Here is a 12,880-nt window from a genome sequence, read left to right on the forward strand (position 1 = left end):
GCCCCGTACCTTCCTTGGGGCAGGGCCCCGGCCCATGGGGCACGCGGCCCCCGGACCCTGGGGCGCGCAGCCCGAGACAGCCCGCTCCGGCTCATTCACCAGCGGGTATTCATCCGACTTTAGCGGGATCCTGACGGGTCGTGACCCTCCGGGGCCGTCCTGGAGCTGCCCCGGGATCACCCCGGAGCCCACCGCCGGTGTCCTGCCGCGGCGTCAGCGGTCCAGGAGCGTGCCGAGGCGTTCCAGCAACGGGAGCAGGGCGGCGCGTTCTCCGGGCGTCAGGGCCTGGAGCGCGTCGTGCACGGCGTGCATGTCGGCGCGTACGCGGCGGGCGAGCGCCCGGCCTTCCTCGGTGGCGGTGACCACCTTGCTCCGCCGGTCCCGCGGCGCGGCCTCGCGCCGTACGAGTCCGCGCTCCTGCATGCGGGCGATGAGCCGGGTCGCGTTCGAGGCGTCGCAGACCAGGTGCCCGGCGAGCGCGCTCATCGACAGCGGCTCCTCCAGGGCGATGAGCGCGCGGGCCTGCGCGGTGCTCAGGCCGTGCCGCAGCGCGGCGGCGGCGAGGTCGTCGTAGTAGCCGCGGACCGTGCGGGCGAACGGTTCCACGAGGTCGTCGGGGGTGGGCGGGGTGGTGTCGGGCACGGGGCCAGGGTAGAGCGGGTTACTTGACTTCTGCAATCGTTGGCATTTACATGGAATGGGTACTTGACCTTGTCAAGCGATCATCTCCGGGCGGGACGCCCGCCACCCCGCCCCACCCCGCACGCATCGGAGACACCATGACCAGCAGCACCCCCGAGCAGCCGGCCGCCGTGGTCGCACGGCTGCGCGCCACCTTCCGCACCGGCCGCACCAAGCCCCTGGAATGGCGCACCGGCCAGCTGCGTCGGCTGCGCGCGATGCTCACCGAGCACGGCCCGGACCTCGCCGCCGCCCTGCGCGCCGACCTGGGCAAGGGCGAGGCCGAGGCGTACCGCACCGAGATCGACTTCACGCTGCGGGAGATCGACCACACCCTGGACCACCTGGAGGAGTGGCTGCGGCCCGAGCCCGCGCCGGTGCCGCCGCACCTGGACGGCGCCGAGGCATGGACGGTGTACGACCCGCTGGGCGTCGCCCTGGTCATCGCGCCCTGGAACTACCCCCTGCAACTGCTGCTCGCGCCCATGGTCGGCGCCCTGGCGTCCGGCAACTGCGTGGTCGCCAAGCCCAGCGAGCTGGCGCCCGCGACCTCCGCCGCGGTGGCCCGCCTGCTGCCCCGCTTCCTGGACACGGACGCGGTCGCCGTGGTGGAGGGCGCCGTACCGGAGACGACGGCCCTGCTGGAGCAGCGTTTCGACCACATCTTCTACACGGGCAACGGCACCGTCGGCCGCATCGTGATGAACGCGGCGGCCAAGCACCTGACCCCGGTCACCCTGGAGCTGGGCGGCAAGTCGCCCGCCTTCGTGGACCGCGGCACCGACCCGGACGCGGTCGCCGCCCGGCTGGTGGCCGGCAAGTTCCTCAACGCGGGCCAGACCTGCGTGGCGCCGGACTACGTCCTGACCGACCCGGAGACGGCCGCCCGCCTGGAGCCCGCCCTCGCGCGCGCCGTCACCGCGCTCTACGGCGACGATCCGGCCGCCGCGCCGAACTACGGCCGGATCATCAACGAGCGGCACTTCGACCGGCTGACCGGTCTGCTCGGCTCGGGCCGCACCGTCGTGGGCGGCACGCACGACCGGGACAGCAAGTACATCGCGCCGACCGTGCTCGGCGGGGTGGCGCCCGACGCGCCGGTGATGGGCGAGGAGATCTTCGGCCCGATCCTGCCCATCGTCGAGGTCGCGGACCTGGACGCGGCGATCGGCTTCGTCAACGACCGGGACAAGCCGCTGGCGCTGTACGCCTTCACGGAGTCCGCGGAGACCCGGCGGCGGCTGACCGACGAGACCTCTTCGGGCGGCCTCGGCTTCGGTCTGCCGGTGGCCCACCTGACCATCTCCGACCTACCGTTCGGCGGCGTCGGCGAGAGCGGAATGGGCCGCTACCACGGCCGGTACTCGATCGAGACGTTCAGCCACCGCAAGGCCGTCCTGTCCAAGCCGCTGGTCTGACCACTCCGCATCCCGCCTCCCACACATCACAGAAATCTCGCAAACTTGGGGAACATAACGCCTTGATCTGAGAACTTCACATGTGCTTTTGTTTGAAGCATCATGAACGACGTGATCCCTGAGAACGCGACGCCGGCGGCGGTCCGCTCCTCCGGGGCCCTCGGGCCCCCGGAAGCGGGCCGCCGCCCGGTCGTCGGCGTATCGCTGAAGCTCTATTTCGGCCTGGCCGCGACCCGGAAGTGGCTCGCGGACGTGGCCGCGCTCCGGGACGCTCTCGCGGAACTCCCCCGCCCCGTCGACCTGTTCGTCCTGCCGGCCTTCCCCGCCCTGGCCGACGCCCGGGAGCTGCTGGCCGGTACGGGGATCGCGTACGGCGCCCAGGACGTGCACTGGGCCGAGACCGGCGCATGGACCGGCGAGGTCTCCGCGGGCATGCTCGCCGAGACGGGCGCGCGCTACGTCGAGGTCGGCCACGCCGAGCGGCGCCGGCACTTCGGCGAGACGGACGCGACCGTGGCCGCCAAGGCAGGCGCCGTCACCCGGGCCGGGCTGGTGCCCGTCATCTGCGCGGGCGAACGTCACGACGCCGGTACCGAGCGGGCCGTCGAGGAGACGCTGACCCAGGTACGGGCCGCCCTCGGCGGCACCGGACCCGGCAGCCAGGTGATCATCGCCTATGAACCGGTCTGGGCCATCGGCGCCCGCGAACCGGCCCCCGCTCGGCATGTACGGACGGTGGCCACCGCCATCGGCACCTGCCTGCGCGACCACGGCGTACGCGGCCGGGTGATCTACGGCGGCACCGCCGGGCCCGGCACCTTCGGCCGGCTGGCCGGCAGCGTGGACGGCCTGTTCCTGGGCCGCCTCGCCCACGACACCGGCAACCTGCGCCGGGTCCTCGAAGAAGTCGCCGCGGCCACCGCCCCGCTTCCCCTCCGTTCCTAGGGAGTTCACCGTGCAGGACACCTACCGCATCGCCCTCGGCGCCGACGACGCCGCGATCGCCATGAAGGACGCGATGGCCGCGTACCTCGCCGACCGCGGGTACCAGGTCACCGACCTGAGCGCCACGGACGGCGAGGACTACCCGGACGTCGCCGAGCGGGTGGCGCGCAGCGTCGCGCGCGGCGAGCACGCACGCGCCGTCCTGGTCTGCGGCACCGGCATCGGCATGGCCATCGCCGCCAACAAGGTGCCCGGCATCCGGGCCGCCCAGATCCCGGACAGCTACAGCGCGGAGCGCGCCCGCAAGTCCAACGACGCGCAGATCGCCTGCTTCGGCAGCCGCACCATGGGCGTCGAGGCCGCGCTGGTGTGCCTGGAACACTGGCTGGTCTCCGACTTCGCCGGGGGCGGCTCCGCGCCCAAGGTCGAGAAGATCAAGCAGGTCGAGTCGCGCAACCTGACGTCCCCCGGCGTGCCCGCGGCCTGACCCCGTCCGCCCCCCTCCCTCCCCTCCCCTCCGAAAGGCGGTCACGACCATGCGCGCAGTTGTCATCGAGGAGCCGAACAAGCTGTCCGTCAGCCAGGTCCCCGACCCGGTGCCCGGCCCCGGCGACGTGGTCCTCAAGGTCACCGCCGCCGGGCTGTGCGGCACCGATGTGCACATGCTGGCGGGCGAGTTCGGGCCGACGCGGTATCCGGTCATTCCCGGACACGAGTTCTCCGGCGAGGTGGTGGCGGTGGGCTCCGCCGTGACCGGCTTCGCCGAGGGCGACGCGGTCGCCGCCGACCCGGCCGTCTACTGCGGCACGTGCCACTTCTGTTCCATCGGACACGGCAACCTCTGCGAGAAGTGGGGCACCATCGGCATCACGATGGACGGCGCCGCCGCCGAGTACGTCCGGGTCCCGGCCGGCAACTGCTACCGCCTTCCGGAGACCGTCGACCTCCGCCACGCCCCGCTGATCGAACCGCTGTCCACCATCCTGCGCGGCTTCGACCTCGTCGGCCCCAAGCTGGGCGACCACTTCCTGATCTACGGCGCGGGCACGATGGGCCTGCTCTACCTCCAGGTCGCGCAGCGTGCGGGCGCCGCCTCGGTGTCGGTGGTGGACATCAACGAGGACCGGCTGGAGGTCGCCCGCGAACTGGGCGCCGACGCGGTCGCCACCAGCGCGGACGCGCTGACCGCCAACCACCCGCTGGGGTGGCAGGTGGTCACCGACTGCACCGGCAACGTACGGGCCATCGAGGACGGCCTGACCCGCCCCATCCGCGGCGGCACGTTCCAGCAGTTCGGCTGCGCGCCCGACCAGGAGACGGCCCGGTTCTCGCCGTTCCGGATCTACAACGACGAGATCCGCATCGTCGGCAGCATGGCGATCCTGCACACCTACGGCCGGGCGGTCGAGATGCTGGGCAAGGGCATCATCGACTGCGAAAAGATGATCACCCACCGCTTCGGCCTCGACCAGTACGCCGAGGCCCTGAAGACGTTCGAACTGGGCACGGGCCGCAAGCTCCAGATCGTCCCGAACGGGGAGGTGGGCTGAGCGGAGCCGGCGCACCGCGGGGCCGGCCGGCGAACCGCCCAGCCCCGCGACGACCGGCTCAAGAAGCCACGTACGCAGGGAAAACGCAACTTCGACAGGACCCGCGGAGGCAGCTACCTTCACCTGGTCTTCGGCGATCACCCACGGTCGCACAGGAGTTCCTTCGGGTTGAGCCACCCGAGGGTCCCCACCAGGCATCCCCAAGCAGGGAGAAACGCATGCCTCATCTCGCGCTGTACACCTTCGGCGTCCTGAAGTCCCCTCTCACCGACCCCGCACCTCTCACCCGCGAACTCCGCGACAGCGGCGAGGCCATCTACCGGATGATCAGCCGGCATCCCGGATACCTCACCCGTGCTGTGGCGGCGGACCGCAATCGGGGCTCACACTTCGACCTGGACTGGGGCGCCTGGGGGGAGTTCACCGTACCGGCCTGGTACGGCAAGGGCCGTACGGTGGAATCCGCCGCCCTGGACGCGACCCTCTCGCTCTGGACCGGCCTGCGCCCCGCCTTCGACGCCATCTACACCGGCCTGCACCGTGCGGCGCTGAACAGGCGGCACGACTGGTTCGAGAGGACAGGGCACCCGAGTTACGTGCTCTGGTGGGTCTGCGACGGCGAGATACCCACCTGGCAGGACGGGGTCTCCAGGCTGGAGCACGTCCACGACCACGGCTCCGCGCCGCACGCCTTCACCTTCCGGCACCCGTTCACCCCGGACGCAACTCCGACCAGCGTCAAAGCCGTCGGGCCGAACAGCGACCAGGTTCGCTGACCGACAGGGAAGCAGCACGCCCTCCCCTCAGCCCCTCCGCGCCCCCTCCCCGAAGTAGTCCCCCGCCCCCAGGTCCTCCAGAAGCCCGGGGTGTACGGGCTCCCAGCCCAGTTGTTTCCTGGTCAGGGTGCTCGACGTGGGGTTGTCGAGCGGGACCAGGGCGCCGAGGAAGCCGAAGTGGGTGGTTGCCTGGTCGGGGGCGAGTGTGGTGGTGGGCAGGTCGAGGCCGTGGGCGATGGATTCGGCTATGGCGCGGAACGGGATGCCCTGCTCGGCTGTTCCGTGCAGGGTCGCGCCGGGCGGGGCGGACTCCAGGGCCAGGCGGAACAGGCGGGCGGCATCGCGCCGGTGGACGGCGGGCCAGTGGTTGGAGCCGTCGCCGATGTACGCCGAGACGCCCTTCTCCCGGGCGGTGGCGATCAGATGCGGGACGAAGCCCCGGTCGCCCTCGTCGTGCACGGTCGGCGCGAGCCGTACGACCGAGGTGCGCACGCCGCGCCGCGCCAGCGACCTGGCGGTGTTCTCCGACGCCATCCGCGGTCCGTCCGCGCCGGGCGCGGGCAGGTCCTCCTCGGTCGCGGTACGGCCCGGTGCGAGCGACGCGAGCATCAATGTTCCCGAGGTGATCACGAGGGGCTTGCCGGTGCCTTCGAGTGCGGCTCCGAGCGCTTCGACGGCGCTCAGGTCCAGCTGGGCAGCGTTGGCGAAGGCCGCCTGGTCCGAGAAGTCGTGGTGATAGGCGAGGTGGATGACGCCGTCCGCCGCGGCCGCGCCCTCCCGCAGGCTCCCGGGGTCGTCGAGGGTGCCGCGGTGCGCCGCGGCGCCGGCGGCGGTCAGTGCCGCGGCGGCCCGGTCGGAGCGGGCCAGGCCGAGGACCGTGTGCCCGGCGCCGAGAAGTTCCCGTACCACCGCGGTTCCGATGAATCCGGTCGCTCCGGTGACGAATACGCGCATGCTGCGCTCCTTGAACTGAATGGCGTGCGGATCCGGCCCCTGTGGTGCGGTGCGTGGAAGCGCTCCGGGCCGGTGGTCCCATCGTCTGCGGACGGCCCGGCCCCGGTCCAAAGCTTGTTCCGTATGGCGGCATACGGTTTGGGCATCACCCCTGGTCAGAGCGGCTGCACGGGGCGGAGGGCGTACGCTTCGGGCATGTCCGGTTCCCCGCCCGCACCCGACCTCGACCTCCGCCTGGTGCGCTACTTCACGGCCGTCGCCGAGCACCGGCACTTCGGCCGCGCCGCCGAGGCCCTGCGCATCACCCAGCCGTCCCTGAGCCGCCAGATACGCAACCTCGAACGGCAGCTGGGCGCCCGGCTGCTGGACCGCACCCCGCAGGGCAACCGGCTCACGGAGGCCGGGGAGATCTTCCTGCCCCGCGCCAAGGCGCTGCTGCGCTCCGCCGCGCAGGCCGCGGCCGCCACACGCGCCGCCGCCGAGCCCACCGGTATCACCGTCGGGTACACGACCGGCGTCTTCGTCACTCCGGCGGTGCGGGAGCTGCGCCGCCGGCATCCGGACGCGGAGGTGCGCACCGTCCATGTGGATCTCCAGGACGTACGTGCCGCGCTGCTCGACCACCGGGTGGACGCGCTGGTGAGCCGGCTGCCGTTCGCGACCGGCCGGCTGGACGTGACGGTTCTCTACGACGAGCCCCGGATGCTGCTGGTGCCGCTCGACCACCGGCTCGCCGGCAGGGAATCCGTCACCTTCGACGACATCGCCGACGAGCCCGTGCCCCGGCTGCGCCGGGCCGATCCGCACTTCGAGGCATTCTGGCGCATCGATCCCCGGCCCGACGGGCGCCCGGCCCCCACCGGCCCGCTGATCGACGGCCTGGAGGACAAGTTCGAAGTCGTCGCCGCAGGTCAGGCGGTGGCCATTTCGGCCGGGCCGCGCGCCCACGGGCTGCGCCCGGACCTCACCGCGATCCCCCTGCGCGACGCCGAGCCGAGCCATGTCGTCCTGGCGACCCGCGCCGGTGACCGCGGCCGCCTGGTGGCGGCCTTCCGCACGGCGGCCCGCGACCAGCTGACCGGCCCGGCGGACAGCCGCCCGCGTACGGGTAGGTGAAGCACGTCCGCGAGCACCGCCCGCCGAAGGAGGCCGCACCATGTCCGGTCACGATCCGCTCTCCCCCGAGGAACGCGCCGTCGTCGATGTCGTCCGGGACTTCGTGGACCGCGATGTACGACCGGTGGCACGCGAGTCGGAGCACGCGAACCGCTACCCGGAGCAGCTTGTCGAGCGGATGAAGCAGCTCGGTGTCTTCGGCCTCGCGGTGCCCGCCCCGTACGGCCCCGCCCCCGTCTCCGCGCCGTGCTTCGCCCTGGTCACCGAGGAGTTGGCGCGCGGCTGGATGAGTCTGGCCGGCGCCATGGGCGGCCATACGGTGGTGTGTTCCCTGCTCGTCCGGTACGGCACGCCGGAGCAGCGGGAGCGGTGGCTGCCGCGGCTGGCCACCGGTGAGGTACGGGCCGCGATGGCGCTCACCGAGCCGGGCGGCGGCTCGGACCTCCAGGCGCTGCGCACCACCGCGCGCCGCGCCGCCGACGGCTCGTACGTCGTCCAGGGCGCCAAGACCTGGATCACCAACGCCCGCCGCGCCGGTCTGATCGCGCTGCTGGTCAAGACCGACCCGGCGGCCGAGCCCGCGCACCGCGGCATGTCCGTCCTGCTGGCCGAGCACGGCCCGGGGATGACCGTCTCGCGCGATCTGCCGAAGCTGGGTTACAAGGGCGTGGAGAGCTGTGAGCTGGCGTTCGACGGTTTCCGGGTGCCGGGGGACGCGCTGCTCGGCGGCCGGGAGGGGCGGGGGTTCGGGCAGATGATGCGCGGGCTGGAGATCGGCCGGATCCAGGTCGCCGCGCGGGCGGTGGGCGTCGGGCGGGCCGCCTTCGAGGATTCCGTACGGTACGCGCGGCAGCGGGAGAGCTTCGGCAAGCCGATCTGGCGGCACCAGGCGGTCGGCAACCTGCTGGCGGAGATGGCCACGTCGCTGTCGGCGGCGCGCCAGTTGGTGCTGCACGCGGCGCGGACGTACGACGGCGGGCAGCGGTCCGACCTGGAGGCGGGCATGGCGAAGCTGTTCGCGTCCGAGACGGCGATGCGTATCGCCCTGGACGCGGTGCGGGTGCACGGCGGGTACGGCTATTCCACCGAGTTCGACGTGGAGCGGTACTTCCGCGACGCGCCGCTGATGATCGTCGGTGAGGGGACCAACGAGATCCAGAAGGACGTGATCGTGCGGCAGCTGATGCGGCGCGGCGGACTGTGAGAGAGACCGGGCCGGCGGGCGGCCGCTCAGATCGCCCGGTCGCGCCCGGCCCAGTACGGCTCGCGCAGCTGCCGTTTGAACAGCTTGCCGGACTCGTCGCGCGGCAGGCTCTCCTCGAAGACGACCATCTTGGGCACCTTGTACGAGGCGAGCCGGTCGGCGACCTGGGCCCGTACGTCCTCGGCGGTGAGCGCGGCGCCCGGCTCCGGCTGGACGTGCGCGGCGAGCGACTCGCCGAACTCCTCGTCGGGGATGCCGAAGACGGCCACGTCCCGCACCCCGTCGAGGCCGAGCAGGCAGCCCTCGATCTCGGCCGGGTAGATGTTGACGCCGCCGGAGATGACCAGGTCGCTGCGGCGGTCGCTGAGGTAGAGGTAGCCGTCCGCGTCGAGGTGGCCGATGTCGCCGATCGTCACGTAGCCGGGCAGCCGCTCGGCCTCCATCGCCGCGCGCTTGGCGGGGTCGCCGAGGTAGGTGAACTGCGGCCAGGTGTCGGACGGCTTGAGATAGACCTCGCCGGTGCGGCCGGTGGGCAGCGGCGCCCCGTCGGGGCCGAGGACGGCCACCGCCGAGGTCTCCACGGCGCGGCCGACCGTGCCGGGGTGCGCCAGCCACTCCTGGCTGTCGCACCAGGTCACGGCGCCGGTTTCGCTGCCGCCGTAGTACTCGCGCAGTACCGGCCCCAGCCAGTCGATCATGGCGTGCTTGACGTGCGGCGGACAGGGCGCGGCGGCGTGCACGACGGAGGTGAGCGAGGACAGGTCGTAGCGCTCGCGGACCTCCTTGGGCAGCCGCAGCAGCCGTACGAACATGGTCGGTACCAGCTGCGCCTGCTCGACGCGGTGGCGCTCGACCAGCCGCAGGAACTCCTCGGCGTCGAAGCGCGGCATCAGGGTGATGTCCAGGCCGCCGGCCAGGGCGAGGACGGCATGCTGGCTGGGTGAGGCGTGGTAGAGCGGGGCGGGGATCAGGGTGCGGCCGCCGGGGCGCACCGCGAAGTATTCGAGGAACTTCGCGACCGACTCGGCGAGTTGTTCCTCGCCGACCGGATCGCGCAGCACGCCTTTCGGGCGGCCGGTGGTTCCCGAGCTGTAGATGACGGTGGAGGGGCGGCGGGCGGCGGCCTCGGTGAGCGGCGGGTGCCCGGCGAGCCAGGTGTCCAGGAGCGGGTGGTCGCCGGTGACCGGCGGGCACGGGAAGCCGCAGGCCGCGGCGATGCCGTCGGGCACCGGAACCTCGATGAGGCGGGCACGGGCGGGCAGCGCGGCGGCGACCGCGGGCAGCAGGTCGGTATGCGCGAAGACGACCTTGCTGTCGCTGTCGCCGAGCACATGGCTCAGCTCGTCGTGCCGGAAGTGCCAGTTGACGGGGACGGCCGAGGCACCGAGCAGCGCCGCTCCGGCGGCGATCTCCAGGTGCGCGGGTTCGTTGCGCAGCACGATCGCGATGCGCTCCCCGGGTTCGACGCCCAGGGCGTGCAGGCCGGACGCGATGCGGGCGGCCCGTTGCCGGAACGCCGGGTACGAGCGTTCGACCCCGGCGCAGCGAATGGCGGGGGGCGTGGCGGCGACGTCCATGTAGCCTCCAGACGGTTGCGGCTCGCGCCCATTGAACAGGTGCTTCCGCCCGGCCGCCAGGGCGCTGACAAGCCGTCAGCAAGACGACGGGGCAGGGCGGCGGCACTGAACGAGCAGGCCGGTGCCCGCCCGGCGTCGGGGGCCCGACATCCGAGGTATGGCCTCCGTACGGCCGCCAACCACCCGTTTCGAGCCAGCCGTTCGCCTCCGGTGCTCCGAGGTCTGTCCCGCCGAAGGGCTTCCGGCGCCGGTGCGGCGACTGCACCATGCGGGGGACACAACGGCATGCACATGACCGGCCGGTGCCGGGAGGCCGGCCGGCGACCGACCGCAAAGGAGCACGCGATGCGCAGCCGTACGAGACCGGGCCGGGCACGAACCACGCCGTCGTGCGCTCTACCCGTCGTGAACGCGACCGTGCGTCGCGCCGCGGTCGCCGCCGTACCCGCTCCTATCCTCGGTGAACATGAGCCAACACGAAAAGGACAAGAACGGTTCCGATGCAGGCGGAAAGGGTGATCACGATGTGCTGCTGCGTCGGCACGGCGAGGCCATCGCCCTGTTCGGCAGCCGGGTGCACCGGGTGCGCGACGACCAGTGGGACGCCCCGACACCGTGCGCCGAGTGGTCGGTGCGCGACCTGGTCGGCCACCTGACGGTGGAGCAGCTGTGGGTGCCGCGCCTGGTGCGGGACGGCGCCACCATCGAGGAGGTGGGGGACGACTACGACGGCGACCAGCTCGGTGACGACCCGGCCGGGGCGTGGGACCGCGCGGCGGTGGCCGCGGTGGCGGCGTTCTCCGAGCCGGGCGCGCTGGACCGGACGGTCCACCTGTCCTCGGGGCCCAGTTCGGCCGCGGCGTACTGCTCGCAGATGATGATGGACGCGGTGGTCCACTCCTGGGACCTGTCGCGGGCCATCGGCGCGGACGAGCGGCTGCCGCCGGAGCTGGCGAGCGCGGCGCTGCGCGAGGTCGAGCCGTACGCGGACGAACTCGCGGACACGTCCATGTTCGCCGACCCCGTGACACCGCCGCCCGGAGCGGACGACCTGACCCGGCTGCTGTGCCTGCTGGGCCGCCGGCCGTGAGAGGCCCGGCGGCGCCGGGAGGACGCCGGCCGGTGTCCGCGGGCCGTCCGGGCCCGCGGAGGTCCGCCGGCCGGCGCGGTCAGTCGATGCCGCGGAAGATGTAGGGCTCGGCCGGGTCGTCGTCGCAGCCCGCGACTCTGACCGGGACGCAGCGGCCCCAGACCTCCAGATTGCGGACTTCCCCGATCCGGCCCGGGCGCTCGCTCCGCTTGGGCCGCGGCTGTTTGCGTTGCGCGTTTTCCAATGCCACCACGCACTCCTTCATCAAGGGACACTTCCGACGCGGTGGCGCCTTCATACGAACCGGGACGTCGGCCAGGGTTCGTGGCACTTCCCGCGACGGGCCAAGGGTGTTGGCATCTCCCAGACAGGTCGTCCGTCGTCCACCAGATTAACGACCGCGACCGACGCGCGCTCGACATTTACCGGTAATGGCCGCAAGTCGGGGGTAATGCCTAGATTCTGCCGGAGGCCGCCCGCCTCCGCCGGGCCAGGGCAAAAGGAGCCCCGGGCCCGGCGGCGGGCACGGGCCGGTGCCGACCGGCGGTCCGCCCGGCGTTCACCCGTTTGCCGTACGGGACGCGGTCAGCGGTCCGGCAATCGGCGGACGGAGGCCCGCCGTCCCTGTGGGCGCTACTTCAGCAGCCGGGACATCCGCCGGTCGGCCAGCAGCTTGCCGCCGGTCTGGCACGTGGGGCAGTACTGGAGCGAGGAATCGCTGAAGGAGACCTCGCGGACGGTGTCGCCGCAGACCGGACACGGCTCGCCGGTCCGGCCGTGCACCCGCAGCCCGCTCTTCTTCTCCTTCTTGAGCTGCCCTGCGGCCACGCCCCGGGACCGCTCCACCGCTTCCCTGAGCGTGTCCTGTATGGCGGCGTAGAGCCGGTCCGTGTCCTCCGCGTCGAGACGGGCCGCGGGCTTGAACGGCGACATGCGGGCCGCGTGCAGGATCTCGTCGGAATAGGCGTTGCCGATGCCGGCCAGCACACCTTGGTCGCGCAGGAAGCCCTTGACCTGGCGCCGCTCCCCTTCGAGCAGGCCCGCCAGGGTCTCCCGTGTGAAGTCCGCGGCGAGCGGGTCGGGGCCGAGGCGGGCGATGCCGGGGACCTCGGCGGGGGCGGTCACGCAGTAGACGGCCAGGCGCTTTTGCGTACCGGCCTCGGTGAGGTCGAAGCCGGGCGCCGGGCCGTCCCCGTCGGCGCTCAGCCGTACGCGCAGGGCCAGCGGGCCTTTGCCGGGGCGCGGCGGGGCCTCCGGGAGCGCGTCCTGCCAGCGCATCCAGCCCGCGCGCGCCAGGTAGACGACCAGGTGCAGGTCTCCGACGGTCAGGTCCAGGAACTTCCCGTGCCGTGCCACCGCCGTGACCATGCCGCCTTCGAGGGCGGTCAGCGGCGGGTCGTACGTCTTGAGCACGTTGACGGCGGTCGGCTGGGCGCGTTCCAGGACGCGGCCGACGGCGTGCGCGTCGAGGAATTCCCGCAGGGCTTCGACTTCCGGCAGTTCGGGCATGCCTCCAGCCTGCACGGTGCGGCGGTCCGGTACATCTCGTGCGTGCCGCGTGCCGGACCG

General features: G+C 72.7%; 13 protein-coding genes. 8 read left to right on the plus strand and 5 right to left on the minus strand.

Annotation, left to right across the window (positions count from 1 at the left end; genetic code table 11):
- Positions 1–213 precede the first annotated feature (213 nt).
- Positions 214–642, minus strand: a complete 429-nt coding sequence (locus CP984_RS05170) for a MarR family winged helix-turn-helix transcriptional regulator (RefSeq protein WP_003982789.1) — start codon at positions 640–642, stop codon at positions 214–216.
- 50 nt (positions 643–692) lie between these two features.
- On the opposite strand from CP984_RS05170, the gene CP984_RS05175 reads away from it, so the two are divergent.
- The 5 genes from CP984_RS05175 (at position 693) to CP984_RS05195 (ending at position 5,370) form a co-directional block, all read left to right on the plus strand.
- Positions 693–2,099, plus strand: a complete 1,407-nt coding sequence (locus CP984_RS05175) for an aldehyde dehydrogenase family protein (protein ID WP_078575402.1) — start codon at positions 693–695, stop codon at positions 2,097–2,099.
- A 111-nt stretch (positions 2,100–2,210) separates the two neighbouring features.
- Positions 2,211–3,044 carry a triose-phosphate isomerase family protein gene (locus tag CP984_RS05180; RefSeq protein ID WP_226048613.1) on the plus strand — a complete coding sequence of 278 codons (834 nt, stop codon included), beginning with the start codon at positions 2,211–2,213 and terminating at the stop codon, positions 3,042–3,044.
- Positions 3,045–3,054: 10 nt separating this feature from the next.
- Positions 3,055–3,531 (plus strand): RpiB/LacA/LacB family sugar-phosphate isomerase, encoded by a 477-nt coding sequence (locus CP984_RS05185; RefSeq protein ID WP_003982786.1) that lies wholly within the window; start codon positions 3,055–3,057, stop codon positions 3,529–3,531.
- A gap of 49 nt (positions 3,532–3,580) precedes the next feature.
- Positions 3,581–4,594 (plus strand): zinc-dependent alcohol dehydrogenase family protein, encoded by a 1,014-nt coding sequence (locus CP984_RS05190; RefSeq protein WP_003982785.1) that lies wholly within the window; start codon positions 3,581–3,583, stop codon positions 4,592–4,594.
- Positions 4,595–4,812: 218 nt separating this feature from the next.
- Positions 4,813–5,370: a DUF3291 domain-containing protein gene (locus CP984_RS05195; protein WP_003982784.1), complete on the plus strand. Its 558-nt coding sequence runs from the start codon at positions 4,813–4,815 to the stop codon at positions 5,368–5,370.
- Between the two features lie 27 nt (positions 5,371–5,397).
- On the opposite strand, the gene CP984_RS05200 is transcribed toward CP984_RS05195, so the two are convergent.
- Positions 5,398–6,324 carry an SDR family oxidoreductase gene (locus CP984_RS05200; RefSeq protein ID WP_003982783.1) on the minus strand — a complete coding sequence of 309 codons (927 nt, stop codon included), beginning with the start codon at positions 6,322–6,324 and terminating at the stop codon, positions 5,398–5,400.
- A gap of 195 nt (positions 6,325–6,519) precedes the next feature.
- Between CP984_RS05200 and CP984_RS05205 the strand changes: the two genes are divergently transcribed.
- Positions 6,520–7,440 (plus strand): LysR family transcriptional regulator, encoded by a 921-nt coding sequence (locus CP984_RS05205; RefSeq protein WP_003982782.1) that lies wholly within the window; start codon positions 6,520–6,522, stop codon positions 7,438–7,440.
- 40 nt (positions 7,441–7,480) lie between these two features.
- Positions 7,481–8,644: an acyl-CoA dehydrogenase family protein gene (locus CP984_RS05210; RefSeq protein WP_003982781.1), complete on the plus strand. Its 1,164-nt coding sequence runs from the start codon at positions 7,481–7,483 to the stop codon at positions 8,642–8,644.
- Positions 8,645–8,670: 26 nt separating this feature from the next.
- Here the strand turns inward: CP984_RS05210 and CP984_RS05215 are convergent, their stop codons facing one another.
- Positions 8,671–10,221 carry an AMP-binding protein gene (locus tag CP984_RS05215; RefSeq protein WP_003982780.1) on the minus strand — a complete coding sequence of 517 codons (1,551 nt, stop codon included), beginning with the start codon at positions 10,219–10,221 and terminating at the stop codon, positions 8,671–8,673.
- A gap of 466 nt (positions 10,222–10,687) precedes the next feature.
- Between CP984_RS05215 and CP984_RS05220 the strand changes: the two genes are divergently transcribed.
- Entirely contained in the window at positions 10,688–11,311 is a 624-nt protein-coding gene (locus CP984_RS05220) for a TIGR03086 family metal-binding protein (protein ID WP_003982779.1), read from the plus strand.
- Between the two features lie 79 nt (positions 11,312–11,390).
- Here CP984_RS05220 and CP984_RS41165 read toward each other — a convergent pair whose 3' ends face one another.
- Together CP984_RS41165 and CP984_RS05225 are read right to left on the minus strand one after the other, a co-directional pair.
- On the minus strand, positions 11,391–11,561 hold the full coding sequence (locus CP984_RS41165; RefSeq protein WP_156100324.1) for a hypothetical protein: 171 nt from the start codon (positions 11,559–11,561) through the stop codon (positions 11,391–11,393).
- A 383-nt stretch (positions 11,562–11,944) separates the two neighbouring features.
- Positions 11,945–12,820: an Fpg/Nei family DNA glycosylase gene (locus CP984_RS05225; RefSeq protein ID WP_003982777.1), complete on the minus strand. Its 876-nt coding sequence runs from the start codon at positions 12,818–12,820 to the stop codon at positions 11,945–11,947.
- Positions 12,821–12,880: the final 60 nt, after the last annotated feature.

The organism is Streptomyces rimosus (assembly GCF_008704655.1).
In the GTDB taxonomy this organism is placed as follows: Bacteria; Actinomycetota; Actinomycetes; order Streptomycetales; family Streptomycetaceae; genus Streptomyces; species Streptomyces rimosus.

Excerpts from the sequence above, each read along its gene's own strand:
- CP984_RS05210 (WP_003982781.1), top strand. The coding sequence starts at position 7,481 with ATGTCCGGTCACGATCCGCTCTCCCCCGAGGAACGCGCCGTCGTCGAT.
- CP984_RS05195 (WP_003982784.1), top strand. The coding sequence starts at position 4,813 with ATGCCTCATCTCGCGCTGTACACCTTCGGCGTCCTGAAGTCCCCTCTC.
- CP984_RS05175 (WP_078575402.1), top strand. The coding sequence starts at position 693 with ATGGAATGGGTACTTGACCTTGTCAAGCGATCATCTCCGGGCGGGACG.
- CP984_RS05225 (WP_003982777.1), bottom strand. The coding sequence starts at position 12,820 with ATGCCCGAACTGCCGGAAGTCGAAGCCCTGCGGGAATTCCTCGACGCG.
- CP984_RS05215 (WP_003982780.1), bottom strand. The coding sequence starts at position 10,221 with ATGGACGTCGCCGCCACGCCCCCCGCCATTCGCTGCGCCGGGGTCGAA.
- CP984_RS05190 (WP_003982785.1), top strand. The coding sequence starts at position 3,581 with ATGCGCGCAGTTGTCATCGAGGAGCCGAACAAGCTGTCCGTCAGCCAG.
- CP984_RS05200 (WP_003982783.1), bottom strand. The coding sequence starts at position 6,324 with ATGCGCGTATTCGTCACCGGAGCGACCGGATTCATCGGAACCGCGGTG.
- CP984_RS05220 (WP_003982779.1), top strand. The coding sequence starts at position 10,688 with ATGAGCCAACACGAAAAGGACAAGAACGGTTCCGATGCAGGCGGAAAG.
- CP984_RS05205 (WP_003982782.1), top strand. The coding sequence starts at position 6,520 with ATGTCCGGTTCCCCGCCCGCACCCGACCTCGACCTCCGCCTGGTGCGC.